At 58.5% G+C, this 15,696-nt stretch carries 25 protein-coding genes and 1 tRNA gene; 16 read left to right on the forward strand and 10 right to left on the reverse strand.

Annotated elements, in window-relative coordinates; genetic code table 11:
* Positions 1-31: 31 nt before the first annotated feature.
* The 7 genes from rpmI to ACIPZB_RS21685 all read left to right on the forward strand — a co-directional run bounded on the left by rpmI (position 32) and on the right by ACIPZB_RS21685 (position 4,972).
* Entirely contained in the window at positions 32-226 is a 195-nt protein-coding gene (rpmI, locus tag ACIPZB_RS21655; protein ID WP_008100408.1) for a 50S ribosomal protein L35, read from the forward strand.
* A gap of 28 nt (positions 227-254) precedes the next feature.
* Positions 255-611 carry a 50S ribosomal protein L20 gene (rplT, locus tag ACIPZB_RS21660; protein WP_003250671.1) on the forward strand — a complete coding sequence of 119 codons (357 nt, stop codon included), beginning with the start codon at positions 255-257 and terminating at the stop codon, positions 609-611.
* A gap of 110 nt (positions 612-721) precedes the next feature.
* A complete protein-coding gene (pheS, locus tag ACIPZB_RS21665) occupies positions 722-1,738 on the forward strand; it encodes a phenylalanine--tRNA ligase subunit alpha (RefSeq protein ID WP_008100402.1) in 1,017 nt (338 codons plus the stop codon).
* 31 nt (positions 1,739-1,769) lie between these two features.
* Positions 1,770-4,151 carry a phenylalanine--tRNA ligase subunit beta gene (gene pheT, locus ACIPZB_RS21670; protein WP_400642567.1) on the forward strand — a complete coding sequence of 794 codons (2,382 nt, stop codon included), beginning with the start codon at positions 1,770-1,772 and terminating at the stop codon, positions 4,149-4,151.
* A gap of 4 nt (positions 4,152-4,155) precedes the next feature.
* Positions 4,156-4,458, forward strand: a complete 303-nt coding sequence (gene ihfA / locus ACIPZB_RS21675) for an integration host factor subunit alpha (RefSeq protein ID WP_003250679.1) — start codon at positions 4,156-4,158, stop codon at positions 4,456-4,458.
* Positions 4,439-4,795: a MerR family transcriptional regulator gene (locus ACIPZB_RS21680; RefSeq protein WP_008100384.1), complete on the forward strand. Its 357-nt coding sequence runs from the start codon at positions 4,439-4,441 to the stop codon at positions 4,793-4,795. Before ihfA ends, ACIPZB_RS21680 begins: the two co-directional genes overlap by 20 nt.
* Positions 4,796-4,895: 100 nt before the next feature.
* Positions 4,896-4,972: transfer RNA gene (locus tag ACIPZB_RS21685), tRNA-Pro, on the forward strand.
* A 70-nt stretch (positions 4,973-5,042) separates the two neighbouring features.
* Here the strand turns inward: ACIPZB_RS21685 and ACIPZB_RS21690 are convergent.
* From ACIPZB_RS21690 to ACIPZB_RS21700, 3 genes are read right to left on the reverse strand one after another with little or no spacing between them, the layout of a single operon-like run.
* A complete protein-coding gene (locus tag ACIPZB_RS21690; RefSeq protein WP_400642638.1) occupies positions 5,043-6,206 on the reverse strand; it encodes a tyrosine-type recombinase/integrase in 1,164 nt (387 codons plus the stop codon).
* A complete protein-coding gene (locus ACIPZB_RS21695; protein ID WP_238540219.1) occupies positions 6,092-6,493 on the reverse strand; it encodes a hypothetical protein in 402 nt (133 codons plus the stop codon). Before ACIPZB_RS21695 ends, ACIPZB_RS21690 begins: the two co-directional genes overlap by 115 nt.
* 17 nt (positions 6,494-6,510) lie before the next feature.
* The gene (locus ACIPZB_RS21700) at positions 6,511-6,687 is read right to left on the reverse strand and encodes a hypothetical protein (RefSeq protein WP_400642568.1); all 177 of its coding nucleotides are present in this window, start codon (positions 6,685-6,687) and stop codon (positions 6,511-6,513) included.
* A gap of 118 nt (positions 6,688-6,805) precedes the next feature.
* Between ACIPZB_RS21700 and ACIPZB_RS21705 the strand changes: the two genes are divergently transcribed.
* Positions 6,806-7,078: a hypothetical protein gene (locus ACIPZB_RS21705; RefSeq protein WP_400642569.1), complete on the forward strand. Its 273-nt coding sequence runs from the start codon at positions 6,806-6,808 to the stop codon at positions 7,076-7,078.
* 51 nt (positions 7,079-7,129) lie between these two features.
* Here ACIPZB_RS21705 and ACIPZB_RS21710 read toward each other — a convergent pair whose 3' ends face one another.
* Positions 7,130-7,903, reverse strand: a complete 774-nt coding sequence (locus ACIPZB_RS21710; protein ID WP_400642570.1) for a DNA-methyltransferase — start codon at positions 7,901-7,903, stop codon at positions 7,130-7,132.
* A gap of 46 nt (positions 7,904-7,949) precedes the next feature.
* Positions 7,950-8,426, reverse strand: a complete 477-nt coding sequence (locus ACIPZB_RS21715; RefSeq protein ID WP_400642571.1) for a phage protein NinX family protein — start codon at positions 8,424-8,426, stop codon at positions 7,950-7,952.
* A 132-nt stretch (positions 8,427-8,558) separates the two neighbouring features.
* Between ACIPZB_RS21715 and ACIPZB_RS21720 the strand changes: the two genes are divergently transcribed.
* The 4 genes from ACIPZB_RS21720 to ACIPZB_RS21735 all read left to right on the forward strand — a co-directional run bounded on the left by ACIPZB_RS21720 (position 8,559) and on the right by ACIPZB_RS21735 (position 11,621).
* Positions 8,559-9,818, forward strand: coding sequence for an HNH endonuclease (locus ACIPZB_RS21720; protein ID WP_400642572.1), 1,260 nt, complete (start codon positions 8,559-8,561; stop codon positions 9,816-9,818).
* Positions 9,819-10,020: 202 nt separating this feature from the next.
* A complete protein-coding gene (locus tag ACIPZB_RS21725; RefSeq protein ID WP_400642573.1) occupies positions 10,021-10,236 on the forward strand; it encodes a hypothetical protein in 216 nt (71 codons plus the stop codon).
* 135 nt (positions 10,237-10,371) lie between these two features.
* Positions 10,372-10,644 carry a hypothetical protein gene (locus ACIPZB_RS21730; protein WP_400642574.1) on the forward strand — a complete coding sequence of 91 codons (273 nt, stop codon included), beginning with the start codon at positions 10,372-10,374 and terminating at the stop codon, positions 10,642-10,644.
* Positions 10,645-11,027: 383 nt separating this feature from the next.
* A complete protein-coding gene (locus ACIPZB_RS21735) occupies positions 11,028-11,621 on the forward strand; it encodes a hypothetical protein (protein WP_400642575.1) in 594 nt (197 codons plus the stop codon).
* A 27-nt stretch (positions 11,622-11,648) separates the two neighbouring features.
* Here ACIPZB_RS21735 and ACIPZB_RS21740 read toward each other — a convergent pair whose 3' ends face one another.
* Positions 11,649-12,518 carry a hypothetical protein gene (locus ACIPZB_RS21740; protein WP_400642576.1) on the reverse strand — a complete coding sequence of 290 codons (870 nt, stop codon included), beginning with the start codon at positions 12,516-12,518 and terminating at the stop codon, positions 11,649-11,651.
* Between the two features lie 120 nt (positions 12,519-12,638).
* On the opposite strand from ACIPZB_RS21740, the gene ACIPZB_RS21745 reads away from it, so the two are divergent.
* The 3 genes from ACIPZB_RS21745 (at position 12,639) to ACIPZB_RS21755 (ending at position 13,503) form a co-directional block, all read left to right on the forward strand.
* Positions 12,639-12,878, forward strand: a complete 240-nt coding sequence (locus tag ACIPZB_RS21745; RefSeq protein WP_400642577.1) for a hypothetical protein — start codon at positions 12,639-12,641, stop codon at positions 12,876-12,878.
* A 102-nt stretch (positions 12,879-12,980) separates the two neighbouring features.
* Positions 12,981-13,160 (forward strand): hypothetical protein, encoded by a 180-nt coding sequence (locus ACIPZB_RS21750; RefSeq protein WP_400642578.1) that lies wholly within the window; start codon positions 12,981-12,983, stop codon positions 13,158-13,160.
* An 82-nt stretch (positions 13,161-13,242) separates the two neighbouring features.
* The gene (locus tag ACIPZB_RS21755) at positions 13,243-13,503 is read left to right on the forward strand and encodes a hypothetical protein (protein ID WP_400642579.1); all 261 of its coding nucleotides are present in this window, start codon (positions 13,243-13,245) and stop codon (positions 13,501-13,503) included.
* A gap of 30 nt (positions 13,504-13,533) precedes the next feature.
* Here ACIPZB_RS21755 and ACIPZB_RS21760 read toward each other — a convergent pair whose 3' ends face one another.
* On the reverse strand, positions 13,534-14,151 hold the full coding sequence (locus ACIPZB_RS21760; RefSeq protein WP_400642580.1) for a hypothetical protein: 618 nt from the start codon (positions 14,149-14,151) through the stop codon (positions 13,534-13,536).
* Between the two features lie 102 nt (positions 14,152-14,253).
* Between ACIPZB_RS21760 and ACIPZB_RS21765 the strand changes: the two genes are divergently transcribed.
* Positions 14,254-14,445 (forward strand): hypothetical protein, encoded by a 192-nt coding sequence (locus tag ACIPZB_RS21765; RefSeq protein ID WP_400642581.1) that lies wholly within the window; start codon positions 14,254-14,256, stop codon positions 14,443-14,445.
* A gap of 1 nt (position 14,446) precedes the next feature.
* Here the strand turns inward: ACIPZB_RS21765 and ACIPZB_RS21770 are convergent, their stop codons facing one another.
* The 3 genes from ACIPZB_RS21770 to ACIPZB_RS21780 form a co-directional block, all read right to left on the reverse strand.
* Positions 14,447-14,761 (reverse strand): hypothetical protein, encoded by a 315-nt coding sequence (locus ACIPZB_RS21770; protein WP_400642582.1) that lies wholly within the window; start codon positions 14,759-14,761, stop codon positions 14,447-14,449.
* The gene (locus ACIPZB_RS21775) at positions 14,736-15,101 is read right to left on the reverse strand and encodes a hypothetical protein (RefSeq protein WP_400642583.1); all 366 of its coding nucleotides are present in this window, start codon (positions 15,099-15,101) and stop codon (positions 14,736-14,738) included. Before ACIPZB_RS21775 ends, ACIPZB_RS21770 begins: the two co-directional genes overlap by 26 nt.
* A 72-nt stretch (positions 15,102-15,173) precedes the next feature.
* Positions 15,174-15,692 carry a hypothetical protein gene (locus ACIPZB_RS21780; protein WP_400642584.1) on the reverse strand — a complete coding sequence of 173 codons (519 nt, stop codon included), beginning with the start codon at positions 15,690-15,692 and terminating at the stop codon, positions 15,174-15,176.
* Between the last annotated feature and the right edge of the window lie 4 nt (positions 15,693-15,696).

Here is a 15,696-nt window from a genome sequence, read left to right on the forward strand (position 1 = left end):
TGTGTAATTTTATCGAATGCGGAGTTCCAACATGCCAAAAATGAAAACCAAGAGCGGTGCTGCGAAGCGCTTCCTGAAGACAGCTTCGGGCTTCAAGCACAAGCACGCTTTCAAGAGCCACATCCTGACCAAAATGTCGACCAAGCGTAAGCGTCAACTGCGTGGTAGCAGCCTGCTGCACCCGTCCGACGTCGCGAAAGTCGCGCGCATGCTGCGCGTTCGTTAATTCTGGTCAAAGATAGAGGAAGTTACTCATGGCTCGTGTAAAGCGCGGCGTTATCGCTCGTAAGCGTCACAAAAAAATTCTGAAACTGGCTAAAGGTTACTACGGTGCACGCTCGCGCGTATTCCGCGTAGCCAAGCAGGCAGTCATCAAGGCAGGCCAATACGCCTACCGCGACCGTCGCCAGAAGAAGCGTCAGTTCCGCGCACTGTGGATCGCTCGTATCAACGCCGGTGCCCGCACCAACGGTCTGTCTTACAGCCGTCTGATTGCTGGCCTGAAAAAGGCGTCGATCGAGATCGACCGTAAGGTTCTGGCTGACCTGGCAGTGAACGAAAAAGCGGCGTTTGCTGCAATTGTCGAGAAAGCTAAAGCCGTTCTGGCTTAAGTACCCACGACAATCATCCGGCAGCGCGCTGCGCTGTCGGGTGTAAAACGTCATCGATAGGGGAAGAGCCTTCAAAGCTCTTCCCCTATTTTCGTATCTGGAGTCTGTACATGGAAAACCTGGATGCGCTGGTCTCCCAAGCCCTTGAGGCTGTGGAGCGCGCTGAAGACATCAATGCCCTGGAACAGATCCGGGTTCAGTATCTCGGCAAGAAGGGCGAACTGACCCAGGTGATGAAGACCCTGGGCAACCTGCCAGCCGAAGAGCGGCCGAAAGTCGGCGCGCTGATCAACGACGCCAAAGAGCGCGTCACCGAAGTGCTCAACGCACGCAAGGCAGCCTTCGAAGAGGCCGAGCTCAGCGCTCGCCTGGCCGCCGAATGCATTGATGTGACTTTGCCAGGCCGTGGCCAGACCACCGGTGGCCTGCACCCGATTACCCGTACACTCGAGCGCATCGAGCAGTTCTTCACCCATATCGGCTACGGCATCGCCGAAGGCCCTGAGGTGGAAGACGACTACCACAACTTCGAAGCGCTCAATATCCCTGGCCACCACCCGGCCCGGGCGATGCACGACACCTTCTATTTCAATGCCAACATGCTGCTGCGCACCCACACCTCGCCGGTGCAAGTGCGGACCATGGAGTCCACCCAGCCGCCGATCCGCATTGTTTGCCCAGGTCGTGTATACCGCTGCGACTCGGATATCACCCACTCGCCGATGTTCCACCAGGTCGAAGGCCTGCTGATCGATCGCGACATCAACTTCGCCGACCTCAAGGGCACCATCGAAGAATTCCTGCGGGTGTTCTTCGAGAAAGAACTGGCTGTGCGCTTCCGCCCGTCGTTCTTCCCGTTCACCGAGCCGTCCGCCGAAGTCGACATCCAGTGCGTGATGTGTTCCGGCAAAGGCTGCCGCGTGTGCAAGCAGACTGGCTGGTTGGAAGTGATGGGTTGCGGCATGGTGCACCCGAACGTGCTGCGCATGTCCGGCATCGACCCAGAAGAGTTCCAGGGCTTCGCCTTCGGCATGGGTGCCGAGCGCCTGGCCATGCTGCGTTATGGCGTCAACGATTTGCGTCTGTTCTTCGACAACGACCTGCGGTTCCTGGCCCAATTCCGCTAGGCCCAATCGACGCAATTTCTAGGAGAACAGCATGAAATTCAGTGAACAGTGGCTGCGCGGTTGGGTAAACCCGCAAGTCTCCCGTGATGAACTGGTCGCCCGCCTGTCCATGGCCGGCCTCGAAGTCGACAGCGTGACCCCCGCTGCCGGCCAGTTCAGCGGTATCGTCGTGGGCGAAATCCTCGCCACCGAACAACACCCGGATGCCGACAAACTGCGCGTGTGCCAGGTCAGCAACGGCCAGGAAACCTTCCAGGTCGTCTGCGGCGCGCCGAACGCACGCCCCGGTATCAAGATCCCGTTCGCCATGATTGGCGCCGAATTGTCCGGCGACTTCAAGATCAAGAAGGCCAAGCTGCGCGGCGTCGAGTCGTTCGGCATGCTGTGCTCGGCCGCCGAGCTGCAGATCAGCGAAGAGAACGACGGCCTGCTGGAACTGGCGACCGATGCCCCGGTTGGCGAAGACATTCGCCAGTACCTGAACCTGGACGACGCCAGCATCGAGATCGGCCTCACCCCGAACCGCGGTGACTGCCTGTCGCTGGCCGGCCTGGCCCGCGATGTCAGCGCCCTGTACAACGTCCCGGTCACCCGCCCGGTAGTACCGGCCGTAGCGGCGGCCCACGACGAAGTGCGCCCGGTCGAAGTCTCTGCGCCGGCCGCTTGCCCGCGCTACCTGGGCCGCGTGATCCGTAACGTCGACCTGTCCAAGCCGACTCCGCTGTGGATGGTCGAGCGCCTGCGCCGCAGCGACGTACGCAGCATCGACGCCGCCGTCGACATCACCAACTACGTGATGCTCGAACTCGGCCAGCCGATGCACGCCTTCGACCTCGCCGAAATCAACGGCGGCATCCGCGTGCGCATGGCCGAAGAGGGCGAGAAGCTGGTGCTGCTCGACGGCCAGGAAGTTGCCCTGCGCGCTGACACCCTGGTCATCGCCGACCACACCCGCGCCCTGGCCATTGCCGGCGTGATGGGTGGCGAGCACAGCGGCGTCAACACCGAGAAGACCCGCGACCTGTTCCTGGAAAGCGCTTTCTTCGAGCCGATTTCCGTCGCCGGCAAGGCCCGTTCTTACGGCCTGCACACCGATGCCTCGCACCGTTACGAGCGTGGCGTCGATTCGCAGCTGGCCCGCGAAGCCATGGAGCGCGCTACCGCCCTGGTACTGGAAATCGTCGGCGGTGAGGCCGGGCCGATCGTCGAAGCGGTCAGCGAGCAGCACCTGCCACAAGTCGCTCCGGTGACCCTGCGTGCCGAACGCATCACCCAGATGCTCGGCATGGAGCTGGATGCTGCCCAGGTTGAGCAGATGCTCAACGCCCTGGAGCTGACCACCACGGCGAACGGGGCAGGGCAGTGGACTGTCAACGTCCCGAGCCATCGCTTCGACATCAGCCTGGAAGTCGACCTGATCGAAGAGCTGGCCCGCCTGTACGGTTACAACAACCTGCCGGTCCGCTACCCGCAAGCCCGCCTGGCGCCGCAAGCCCGCCCGGAAACCCGCGGCGAGCTGCCGAACCTGCGTCGCCTGCTGGTCGCCCGCGGTTATCAGGAAGCCATCACCTACAGCTTCATCGATCCGAAGCTCTTCGAACTGTTCACCCCAGGCGTAGAGCCGCTGCTGCTGGCCAACCCGATCTCCAGCGACATGGCCGCCATGCGTGCGTCCCTGTGGCCGGGCCTGGTCAAGGCGCTGCAGCACAACCTCAACCGCCAGCAAGACCGCGTGCGCCTGTTCGAAAGCGGCCTGCGCTTTGTCGGCCAGCTCGGTGACCTCAAGCAGCAACCGATGATCGCCGGCGTCATCACCGGCAGCCGTCTGCCGGAAGGCTGGGCCAACGGTCGCGACAGCATCGACTTCTTCGACGTCAAGGCTGACGTGGAAGCCCTGCTGGGTTACTCCGGTGCCCTGAGCGACTTTACCTTCGTCGCCGGCAAGCACCACGCCCTGCACCCAGGCCAGACCGCCCGCATCGAGCGCGACGGCAAGGAAGTCGGCTACCTCGGCGCCCTGCACCCAGAGCTCGCCAAGGCCCTGGACCTGGATCGTCCAGTGTTCGTCTTCGAGCTGGTATTGGGTGAGGTGGTCGAAGGCCGCCTGCCGAAGTTCAGCGAGCTCTCCAAGTTCCCGGAAACCCGTCGTGACCTGGCGTTGATCGCAGGACGTGATGTAGCTTCTAATTCGGTCCTTGAAGTAATTCGTGACAATGCAGGCGAATGGCTGACAGACCTCAGGCTGTTTGACGTCTACCAGGGTAAAGGCATTGATCCTGATAGAAAAAGCCTGGCCGTCGGCTTGACCTGGCAGCATCCATCGCGCACTCTTAACGACGATGAGGTGAACACTACCCTGCAAAATATCCTCACCTCGCTCGAACAAAGGTTGAACACCACGTTAAGGAAATAACGGCATGGGTGCTCTGACGAAAGCTGAGATGGCCGAAAGGCTGTACGAGGAGCTGGGGCTTAACAAGCGTGAGGCCAAGGAGTTGGTCGAGCTGTTTTTTGAAGAAATTCGGCACGCACTTGAAGAGAACGAGCAGGTCAAGTTGTCCGGTTTCGGCAACTTCGACCTTCGCGACAAACGCCAGCGGCCGGGCCGCAACCCTAAGACAGGGGAAGAGATCCCGATCACTGCACGGCGCGTCGTCACCTTTCGTCCAGGGCAGAAGTTGAAGGCCCGGGTTGAGGCCTATGCTGGAACCAAGCCATAACGACGAACTGCCCCCCATACCGGGCAAACGCTACTTCACCATTGGTGAAGTGAGCGAGCTTTGTGCGGTGAAGCCGCATGTGCTGCGGTACTGGGAGCAGGAGTTTCCTCAGCTCAACCCTGTGAAGCGGCGGGGGAATCGGCGGTATTACCAGCGGCAAGATGTGCTGATGATCCGACAGATTCGAGCGCTGCTCTACGATCAGGGGTTCACCATTGGAGGGGCGCGGTTGCGGCTCTCCAGTGATGAGGTGAAGGATGAGTCTAGCCAGTACAAGCAGCTGATTCGGCAAATGATTGTCGAGTTGGAAGATGTACTGGTGGTGTTGAAGAAGTGATCTGTCTTCGGTGAGTAGAAAGTTTTTTGAAAAAAAGCTTCCACTTATCATGTAGTTAAGGTAGATTCTTCATCGTTCTCAGCAACATCGAGAATGAGTTCGGGGCGTAGCGCAGCCCGGTAGCGCACTTGCATGGGGTGCAAGGGGTCGAGTGTTCGAATCACTCCGTCCCGACCAAATAATCCCAATGACTTAGCCACCCACGGGTGGCTTTTTCATTTCTGCGTGTGGGGACTTTTTCGGGACATCATCCGATTTTCCTCTTCAATATCGTCAGCACCGGCCCACGCGAGTCCGTTGTTGATACCCTGTTCGCAGCCTCAATCAGCTTGCCTAGCTCAGCGCCGGAGTAATGACTGGTGATGCTGCCGTTCTTGTGCCCGAGCAGTGACTTCCGATCCTCTTCAGTAACACCCGCAGCCCGCAGTCGGCGGCCGAAGGTGTGCTTCAAGTCGTGAATCCTGATCGAGGCATACCCAGGGTGAGCGGGGCGAAGGTTTTCCTCCTGCCAGAGTTTCGCCGCTCTCACCCTTGCCTTCTTCCAGGCCGAGTCGTTCATCCGGTGCATTGCGGTACCGTTGTAAGGAAACACCCACTCCTTACTGACACCGCGTTGCCGCTCGATGATCGACTTGGCCACGCTGTTCAACACCACCAGGCGCTCGTCGCCATTCTTCACGCCGGATCGGGCGTGCCTCCCGCCGAAGTCAGCGGGGATCAGGAAAACACTGGTCCCAAGTTCCGGCACCGAAATCTCCCAATCCCATCTCAGCTTACACACCTCCTGCTCGCGGCAACCCGTGTTCACCTTGAACAAGGCCATTGTCTGCAGGTGCCCGGGCAGCTCGTTGAAGAGAATCGACTGCTCTTCCCACGACATCGGGTAGGGCTTGCGGCTCGACTTCTTCTCTTCGAGCTTTTTCAGCATCGGCACGCTGTCCAACCAGGGCCGGCGATCTTCATCCCGCCACTTCCTCGCGCAGAGGGTCAGAACCCGAACCGCGCGCTCGATCGCGATGTTGATCGTCCTGTTGCTTACCGCCTTCTCGACGGTGCCGTCGGGCAACACCTTTTCCGTCTGTCGGTCTCGAATGAAAGGCTCAAATGCCTGGTCGTCGATGTGCGTCAGCGGCAGGTGGCCCAAGTAGGGGTGCAACTGCTTCATGCACAGGGCGGTTAGGTGAATCGAGGGTTGATCCTTGGACTCCAAGAGGTACCGCGTCGCGGCTTCCTCCCAGGTCCTGACCTGCCGCACGCCGTATACCTTCTGCTGGCGAAGTTTCTCCAGCTTGTGGATCAGGTACTGCTCGGCCTCCTCGCGGTCACCAGTGCCAGTGCTCTCTCGAATTCGCTCCCCTTTGTAGACTTTGTCGATTTGCCAGACACCGCCTTTCTCGTAGAGGCCGGTGATCGTTTTTCGCGCCATGTATCATCTCCTCGGCGCTCGCTGCGGGGCCGATTGTTGTCCTGTCCTGTGGCTTTTTCAATCGACTTTGCCTCGATGTAGGCGTCGGCCCACTCGTCTAGCTCCTGGCGGTCGAAGGCAACGCCCTGTTTTCCGATCGGGAATTCCCGTACGTTCGGCCTGACCGTCTTGTTGAATTCATCCCGGCACATACCGAGATACCCCGGGGCATCGCCGAATCGGATGAACCGGGGCTGAATACTGGAAGGCTTTGCTGCTGTGGCGTTCGCCATGTGTCTCTCCGTGCCAGTCAGGCCAAGAAGTGGTACCCGACCTTCACCGCTTTGGCGGCTTCCTCGGTGCGGAACATGAGCTTGGTTTTGCTGGTCCGGCCATAGGCCTCGTACTCAGCATCGACCCACCAGGCGCCGAACTTGCGGTACGGCTCGCCGAGGATCTTCGTGACGTAGTAGTCGATCAGGTTCATGGATGGTCTCCACGCCGCCGGTGGCGGCAGAGATGGGATTAGTAAGGGTGAATAGCTTCAGGAATAGGCTGCTAAAGTTCTGAAACTATTAAATTCGTCTGGACGTGAGGCTCGACCTATGAAGCCCTTTGATCGATTTGCTCACAATGGCGTCAAAAACGATCTCGAAAGGATAAAAAGTCACTTCCAATCGCAACGCGGTATTCAATTTGGGAGCAGCGGTGATGGAGAGCTCACACTGCGCACCGAAACTGTCACGGCCTACGTCAGGAAGTACCGAGTAAAAGAGGGATGGAGGGTGGTTTTCTGGCGCAGTGGCAGGGCTGAAGGAGAACGTTTACTGATGTCAGAGCAAGAGGTTATCCATCTGCTTGCGGAGCAATTTTCCTGATCGGCATCCTCGCCCGGGCATGTCGGCGGGCTTGATTTGTAGGGGGAGGGGTTAGGCTCGCGCTTCGAAAAGATCGAACTGCGGCGCCGGGGTGTCGCGAAGGGTGATGGCTTCCGTTATGCGCTGCTGCGCAGTAATGAAATGCTCTTCGTCCTGCTCGATACCGATGAAGTGACGGCCTAACTGGATGCAGGCAACGCCGGTCGTGCCGCTGCCCATGGTGTTGTCGAGCACCACCTGGTCGGGATTGGTGTAGGTGGCAATCAGAAATCTCATCCAGCTGACCGGCTTCTGCGTTGGGTGGAAGTTGGCCGTCTGCTTGTCGCTCGAGAAAAATTGCACTGATCGCGGGTACCGGTCCGTCGAATCGTATTCGGTGAGCAACAGGGCCTTGCCGTAGCACTCCGAGTTGACCGTCTTGCGCTTTGCTGTGCGCCGCTCGTGGCCGGTGGTCATCTGTGGGTTGTACACGGGCTGGCGCCGGTAGAAGACCTGGGCGCTCTCGTGCGCCCGAAGCGGCTGCTTCTTGGCGTTGAGGAAGCCGGTCGCGTTGCCTTTCTCCCAGATCCATTCGTAGCGGTAGTCGCGCGGATTGCTGGCGACCACCAGGGAGCTGAAAGGCTGGGCCGCGCAGAGGACGATGGCCGCCTCGGGCTTGGCGATTCTCAAGTACTGCTCCCACAGCGGGGCGAAGGGGATCACCACATCCCAGGCGCACTGGGTTGTACCGTAGGGCAGGTCAGCCAGCACCAGGTCGACGCTGGTGTCTGGGATCGACCTCATCACCTTCAGGCACTCGCCTTGATACAGACTGACTTCGCTCATCGAGGCCCCCTGTAGATCAGGTAGGCCATGTACATCAGGGGCAGGATCATTGGCATAGCTCCTTCGGCACCTGGACGGTATCGCCGAGCTTTGTGAGAACGAGGGTGCGGCAGAAGGCAACCAGCGCGTTTGGCCCGTAGAGCCAGATACCAGCGCCTGCCGGGCCGGCGCTGTACCGGCAGCTGCTGTCCTCCAGGTGCGGGTTGTGATGGGCGCTGCCGAGGTGCTTGTCGATCAGCGGCCCGCCAAGCGTCCAGTCTTCCCACGGGTTGTACCGCTTGGTGTGGGCGGTGGCATGACCTTGGTACCGGGCAAATACCCGCCAAGGTACGGCGTTGTAGCCAGGCTCCGCCAACTGCAGGCTCAGTCCCTCGACCCTTCCGACCGCCCAGCCAAGAGCCTCGCCGACCAGGTTGGCCGTCTTCACTTCGATCAGGTCGGGCGCCAGAGCGGCTGTAGGTTCGGGCTGGGCTTCGTGCGGGGAGAGATGGCGCTCGTTGCCGTAGGTATTTTTTTCAGGCATGACTTCGTCCTTGGCCGCTTTAGCGGCTGACTTTTAAGGTGGAGAGATGGTGTTTTGATGTCAGGAAGGATTTCATTTTGAGATCGCGTGGCTCATGATTTGGCCAACTACGGATCCATAAGGGCGCACTGAATGAGTAACTTTGAGTTTTTAGAGGACGTAGTAGGGATTAATGACGAAGGCGCTTACTGCCACCCCTACAAGCACACCGTTCGAGGTCAGAAAGGAAAATTCAGCTACAGCTTCGAAGCCCACAACCGAGATTTCATACCTGCGTCCGCTGAAGAGTTGATTGCACTGATAGAAAACGGCCGGTTTGATCTGCAAGGCAAAATTAGAATGGTGCCGGCAGACAGCACGGACACCAAAAAAAATGGAGCAATGCGTGTTGCATTTTATAAGGGTCATAAACCGCCCTTTGCTTCTATGAAACCGGTGAGCACTATCCGAGGCTCGACAGACTCTACCGAGCAATATTGGTGGGTTAACCATAAACAAACCCACCTGGATGAATATGCCGGTGGCTACATTTGGTCCCCCAAAGCAAAGCGCAATGGTGGTGTCAACGAGACCTATCAAAACCTTACAAAGGCCCGCGTTGGGGACAAAATCATCTCGTATGCTGAAGGCGTGGTTAAAGCCATTGGGGTGGTGACGAAAGGCTTTGCTGAAGCTCCTATTCCTAAGACTCACTGGGATGCTGCCGATTACTGGTCGCAATCGGGCTGGGAGGTCTTAGTTGAGTGGTTGCCGCTCCCGACTTGGGTGAGGCCGAAAAATTTTATTGATCGAATCGCACCTATGTTGCCAGGTAAGTACTCACCTCTTCAGCAGAATGGCGATGGAAACCAAGGGTGCTATTTGGCTGCGATTTCGCCGGAGCTAGGAAGACTGATCCTTGAGTTGGCTGTGGAGGTTGATTCATCAGCTAGTCAGTTAGCGCATGAGCTGGAGGTCGAGGGGAAAGAAGCTATCGAAACCGATAGCCTTGCTGCAGCAGACCTCACTGAAACAGAGAAGGAACAACTGACGCGCGCCCGAGTTGGTCAGGGCATCTTTCGGCAGCGAGTGGTCCAGGTCGAAAAACGGTGTCGATTGACTGGAGTGGACAATCTTGCATTCCTGGTTGCCAGTCATATTAAACCTTGGCGTGACTGCACAAACGAGGAGAGGTTGAGCGGCGATAATGGACTGCTGCTGTCTCCGCACGTGGATAGGCTGTTCGACCGTGGTTGGATTTCGTTTACGAACGAAGGTACGTTGCTCGTTGCGTCTGGAGCTGTTGCCGTTGTGGCTGCATGGCGACTTCCTCAGGAAGCCTTAGGTGGAAAATTCAACTCCGTGCAACGTAAATTCCTAGAGCATCATCGCAAGCATATTTTCCAGTCCTAGAAGGATCAAAGAATACCGGCTGACTGCGAATCTCAAGGCTGTACTCGATCATCGCCGTCGCTAGGGAAGATCGCCATGAGGGTATGGCGGTATGTGTTGCTGGATCGGTTTTCTGTGGGCCTGGAGATACCTCACCGGGGCTGGCGTGATTCTGTGGCGCTGGAGTTGGCTACGCTTAACGTATCGCAGAGAGGTGCGCGTTATGAGCGAGCGTGACAGTAAAGAGACGCTAATGTCGGGCTGTGCGGGCTGTGGGGAGGCAATGGACTTCGATCCCGATGACCCAAGGCCCGAGTTTGAGTTCCAGTGTGAGCACTGCCAAAAGGTCAATATCGTGATCTGGGGGGTAGGTGAGCCGCCCCATTGGTATACGGAAATCAAACCAAATTCACACGATGCCGATGCTTCGGCGCAATAGATGTGAGTGGTTAAGCCGCCTTCAGCAGCGCTTCACCCTCTGGCCGGCCAGCGGCGGTCATGCCGAACACTGCGAATGTGCTCATGAGGATATCCGATAAGTTTTCGTCTGCTATGACTGGCTAGGCTTAACGAGATGGAGCAAGATCGCTCGCTGGATTCGATCAAGGAGATGGTGATGAGAAAGATCACGTTGAAGGGCTTGCTGAATATTCCTGAGAAGGATCATTTAGCTGAGTCGGACATCACGGTTCATTGCTGGGCAGAGGGAACCAAGACCAAGCAAGTGGCCCACCGGAACGAGCAAGGTGAGGTAGTCGCGAGATACGAGGTTACCTATCGACAGGATCGTGAGTCTGGTTCCGGTACTCTTACTTGGCGAAAATCTGATTGGGAGCCCATCGTTTAGACGGGCTGCAACAGAGCGACTCCCAGAAGCGCGTCGGCGCTGAATGCTCGCACTAAGGCTCTGTAGTCGGTTATAAACCAGAGCTGGCGGGCAGCACCGGAGGAACAGGCGGCTTCAGCCTTTTCTTTGATAGCCATGATCGCGTTGGCTCCGTGTCACTTCACGACCTCTGGCCAAGAGCAAGAGTATGCCGCCCAAAGAACTTGGACGCCTGCGACGCGCACGCCGGTGCTCCATCCGCCGAGCCCGGCGAACATATTGATTGCTGTGGGCATAGGGATACCTCGCGGCTATAGTGCTCCCAATTTCTGAGGGGGACGATGATGTCGATTTGCTTTGCGATCACGGACGGGGACTGGGCGCTCACGAAGGACGTGTTCAGCGTGATTGGAACGATCGTTAGCGCAATTGGTGTAGGGTTGGCCGCCTGGATTGGATTTGCCGGCCTGGCAACATGGCGCCGCCAGCTGAAGGGCACGTCTGATCACGAGCTTTCGCGCAGAGCATTAATTGAGCTTTATCGATATCGGGATGCAATGGAGCAGGCCCGCCTATCTGGAATGCTTGGGTGGGAATTCCAGCTTTCAGCGGATGAAGCTGCGGGGCTATCCTTTACCGAGAAAAACCACCTTGAAATGCGAAAGGGCTACCAACGTAGACTCGAAGCACTTCGCGCCGCTCGTGAGCCGATCCATATCACTTTGTTAGATAGTGAGGCGGTATGGGATAAGACGCTCACTGAGTTATATATGCCGTTATTCAAGCTACATCATGAGTTTGCGCGATACGTGGAACTCTCCTTAATCACGTCCGACCCAAGAGAAGATGAAGACGACCGGAGTCAGTACCGTGAAATCCTAAGCGCTCGGAGGAAAATAATGTACGCTTCGCCTGATGAAAAGGGTGATGACTTCAGGCAGGAGTTCGAAAGAGCTTGTGCGGCCGTAGAGGCATATTTGAAAGATAAGCGCTTGTAGAAGCTTCGGTTTTGGATGGTTTGTTCATTAGTCCCCGCAAAAGCAATCGATATCTTCAGACAAGTAATCGAAGTCGAAGTCCGTTTGTCTTGCGCGCTGGTCCGCTGACCAGGCCAGCGACCTGTAATTGGGCCGGTCCTGCCGGAATACCTGGCAGAACCGCTCTTCGGTACCAGACCACCAGATCACCCTGGATGGGTCTTCCTGGATGGTCCTGATCAGCTTGGCCTCGTTCTTCTTCCAGCAAAGGTCGCAATTGCCGTAGTCCGAATCCATGCCCAGGTCGAAAGGCTGGTCGCGCCAGAATGCGGCCACGTCTTCCTTGATGATGCCGGCAACGTAGGAAGGGCAGACGCTGTCCCATCGGGCATTGCCGCGTTCGTTGGCGGTCATCATCCGGCTGTAGCGGCGTGGCTCGTCGTAGCGGATGCCGACAATGCAATCCCACTCTTCGTAGCCCAGGGCGCGCATGTGCTTCTCGCCGATCTTCACTTTGAGGTAGGCGGTGCACATGTTGTTGCTGAAGTTCGGCAGCACCGCCGGCAGGTTCTTCTCCACCTTCCGGTAGGCCTCGTAGTACTCGAGCATCATGGTGAAGGGCTCGCCGTTGCGGCTGGCCGTCTCGAAGTCGACGATCTTGTACCAGGGCGCGTCGTCCGGCTGCCCGTACACCCGGCACCACTCCATCCAGACGATTTTGACCCCCCAGTGCTTGGCCATGGCGTCGATGAAGACCAACGTCTCCTCGCGCTCCTTGCCGGTGTTCTGGAAGAAGGCGTGCACTTCTGCCGGTAGCTTGCCGCCGTGGGCTTCGAGGATTTTCCAGAGCATGTGCCCGCTGGTGCGACCACCACTGACGCCGATCTGCGCCGGTCCAGTGATCTGATAGGGGTTCATGGCAATCTCCATTGCAGGCGCCGCCCTCGCCGGGGAGGCGTGAAAGTTGGTATTTGTGATGGCTCTGTGCTATCGCTTAGCAATGACATGAGGTCGCTCAGCACCGCACAGGAGATGGCGATGGATATCGAGCCAAGCAATCAGCAAGTAGCAATCGAAGTCGGGATTGAAGAAGAGCAAGTGGAGCGGTATCGACGCGAATCGTTGCTGTTGGGAGATGGATCTTGGCTTGTCCATTTCGCCTATGAGATGCCGAAAGAGCTCCGGCGGCGTTTCACTGGAAGCTTCACTGCGATAGTGAAGGCGGATACGCCTGGCGAGGACGCCCGCGAGTTTGGCGAGCATTTCAGCTTGCCATAGTCGGGGAGGCGTTATCGTTGAAGAGGGGAAGGCGCCGCAGTTGGCGCGCATTGTTCTGCTGGGCTATCAATTCATGTCTGACTCGACCTGGTGGAGGTCGCCATGACACTGAAAAGCGATACCGAAGCTCTTGCCTCGATTGAGGAAGAGGCAAAGGCGATGTTGAAGAAGATCGGGCTGCCGGATGACCAGGTGAAGAAAGAGGTGGTCATCTGCCTGCGCCAGATCATCGCGATTGCCCGCTACCGGAAAGGCCTGCGCGCCGACCCTGTCGTTGAGTAGGGGAAGGCGCTGGCGGGCAGCGCCGTGGTGGCGTGATTTGTGGAAGTGGGGTATTGCTGGCGCTTCAGAGAAGGAGCGTTCTATGAACTTGGCCGCAATCGTGGAATGTGGGTCCATCGCCGCTGGAATTTTATCTGCGGGTTGCTGGATTAGGGCTGCCGTTGTGAGGACAGACCCGCCTGAGGAACTGAAGGGCATGCCGGATGGTGAGTACATGGGCGGCACCGTATTCAACGGTGGCGACTTGATTCCTACCTTACGCAAACAGGCTTGGTGGAATAGCATCGCTGCCTTCGCGGCTGCTGCCTCAGTTTCTCTACAGGTCCTTACAAAGCTGCTGTGACCAAGGTGGCATGCGTGCCACGGCGGAGGGTCAGGCGGAGTAGAGACGCTCGAAGTCGTTTGCCGGAAACTTGGTTCGGGCGCGGAACTGCTTGAGTGCGGCCTTGTAGCTTGCCTTGGCTTCCTTCAGGGTCGGAGCCCACTCGCCGACGACTTCGAGCGTCTCGTATGGCGACCAGCTCGCGGAGTTGTAGTGACGTCGATATTGGCGATACACGCTACCACGGGGGTAGCGCACCATCCGGTACTCTCGTGCACCCCACTCGCCGCGCTGCTGGTACTGCGGCATGTTGATTCCGAGGAAGTGAGCGAAGCCGTCGTAGCACTCGCACTCTTCTAGGTAGGCATCGAACTTGGTGCGCTTGGCCGGCGGAGGGGGCGGCGGCAGCCTGTCCAAAGCGAACTGCTTGCCCTCGTCCGTGGCGCGGTACACCACCTCGTCCTCGGAGCAGAAGGCCGGGGCCTTCCCGCGGGTCATCAGGCCGGCGGCTACCAGAACGTCCAGGTTGTTGGAGTCGTCGTAGCCTGGGCTGGTGAGGAAGTAGTTGCGGCTGATGCTGCGGCGGTCTGATCGCTCGGCGCTCAGGCCCAGGGTGTGCCAGAGCAGGCCGAGCTGCTTTTGAGTCGCTTCGATCATGGCTCTCTCCATGCATGCGCCGCCCTCCGTGGCCGGATGCGGCATGGTGGCAATTTGGTTTGGGATGGGGTATTAAGCTCAACCCGCAGCTTTGCGGGTGATGAGGAGTTTTGAATGCGCGGAAATGTCGTGAAGCGGGTTGGAGATTTTCGGATCTTTGAGGAACTGGACGAGAAGGGAGATGTTGTAGGTTTTACCGTGGTCAGTCCGGATGGCACTGTCTCCTCGGTATTCCTAACATTGGATGAAGCAATCGCGCACGCAACCAAATTGCATAAGGTGTATGACGCCGGTCTCACCTTCTAAGCTATGAGTCGTTCTGTGCGGTAGTTAATTCCGCACGGCGGAAAGCAGCTTCAAGCTTCCGCGCCACAGCCGGTGACACCGTGATCTCGTGGCGCGGAGGCTCCAGAAGCGGCAGTGCGCCGCCCGGGCCCAGCCCATGCAGGTGATGAATCATCAGCGTCATCGCCTCACCCTGTTCCTCGATTCCAGCCCATTCCATCAGCTCCAGAAGGGCCTGTTTGGTCCCTGGTCGAACCCTCAAGCGCAGCTCCTCTTCCTGCACCCTCGCGGACTTGGCGCGCCGGCGCTCGTCACGCTGCTGCTGCGTCAGGGCCATCAGCGCCTCCATTTCGCACGAACGCGGTGCCCGGGGCGTACTCCAGCAGGTCGCAGACCCGGTTGATGATCTTGAGCGCCGCGTCGAACACCTTTGCGTCGTCCGGCTCGCGGGCCAGGCGCTTCATGTTCGGCTGGTGCTCCAGGCATACCTTGTCAACCAGGCGCCGTGCCAGCCTGCGCAGATGATCAGCGCTGTCGTGAAAGCGCAGGCTCAGCGCGAAGGCCAGCGCGACCTCATCAGCACGGTACTGGCCGCCGCTGCGGGTGTTGTACAGCTTCTTGACCGGCCGATTCATCCAGGCCGGCAGGGTTACGATTCCAGAGGGTGCTTTCTGCATTTCGGTGCTCCGTGAGGCCGCTGGGCGGCAGGTGGAACTGGTCTTGCCGGCGGCGCTGGCGGACCTGATTTTTTAGACCGGACCGTCGCATCGCTTGCCCTCAACCTTGGGATAGTCGACGCCGAAGAGGTGGATGACCCGGCAGAACTTGCGATCGGAGATGCCCAGCTTTGTCTTGGCTTCGTGCCTGTTCAGTCCAGCATCGCGCAACTGGGTGATCTTGGCGGCCAGGGCCTTGTCCGCTTCGGGGTCTGCATAGGCCCTGTTCTTCTCCCCGCGACCGCGCTTGGGATCGGGCCTGAAGCAGAAGCAGCCTTCCATAGCCGCCCGGTACAGCGTGGTCTGGGCCAGGCCTGTGTGCTCCATGGCTTCGGCATAGGTCATGGTCTTGGCCAGCTTGCGCAGCTCGGCCAGCTGCTCTTGGCGCTTCTGTGCCTTCTGACTGATCGGCTCTGGCTGCACGGCTCGAACTTGCTCGATGTCGCGGTGCGGGCGGTGCGGCACGTACTGGAAATCGTCGAGCACGATGATGCTGCCTCCAGAGGCAAGGAAGGCCGCTTTTGCGGCCTCAAGGTCAATGGATTGGTTCATGCTC

It is taken from the genome of Pseudomonas sp. NPDC089396, assembly GCF_044749545.1.
Lineage (GTDB): Bacteria > Pseudomonadota > Gammaproteobacteria > Pseudomonadales > Pseudomonadaceae > Aquipseudomonas.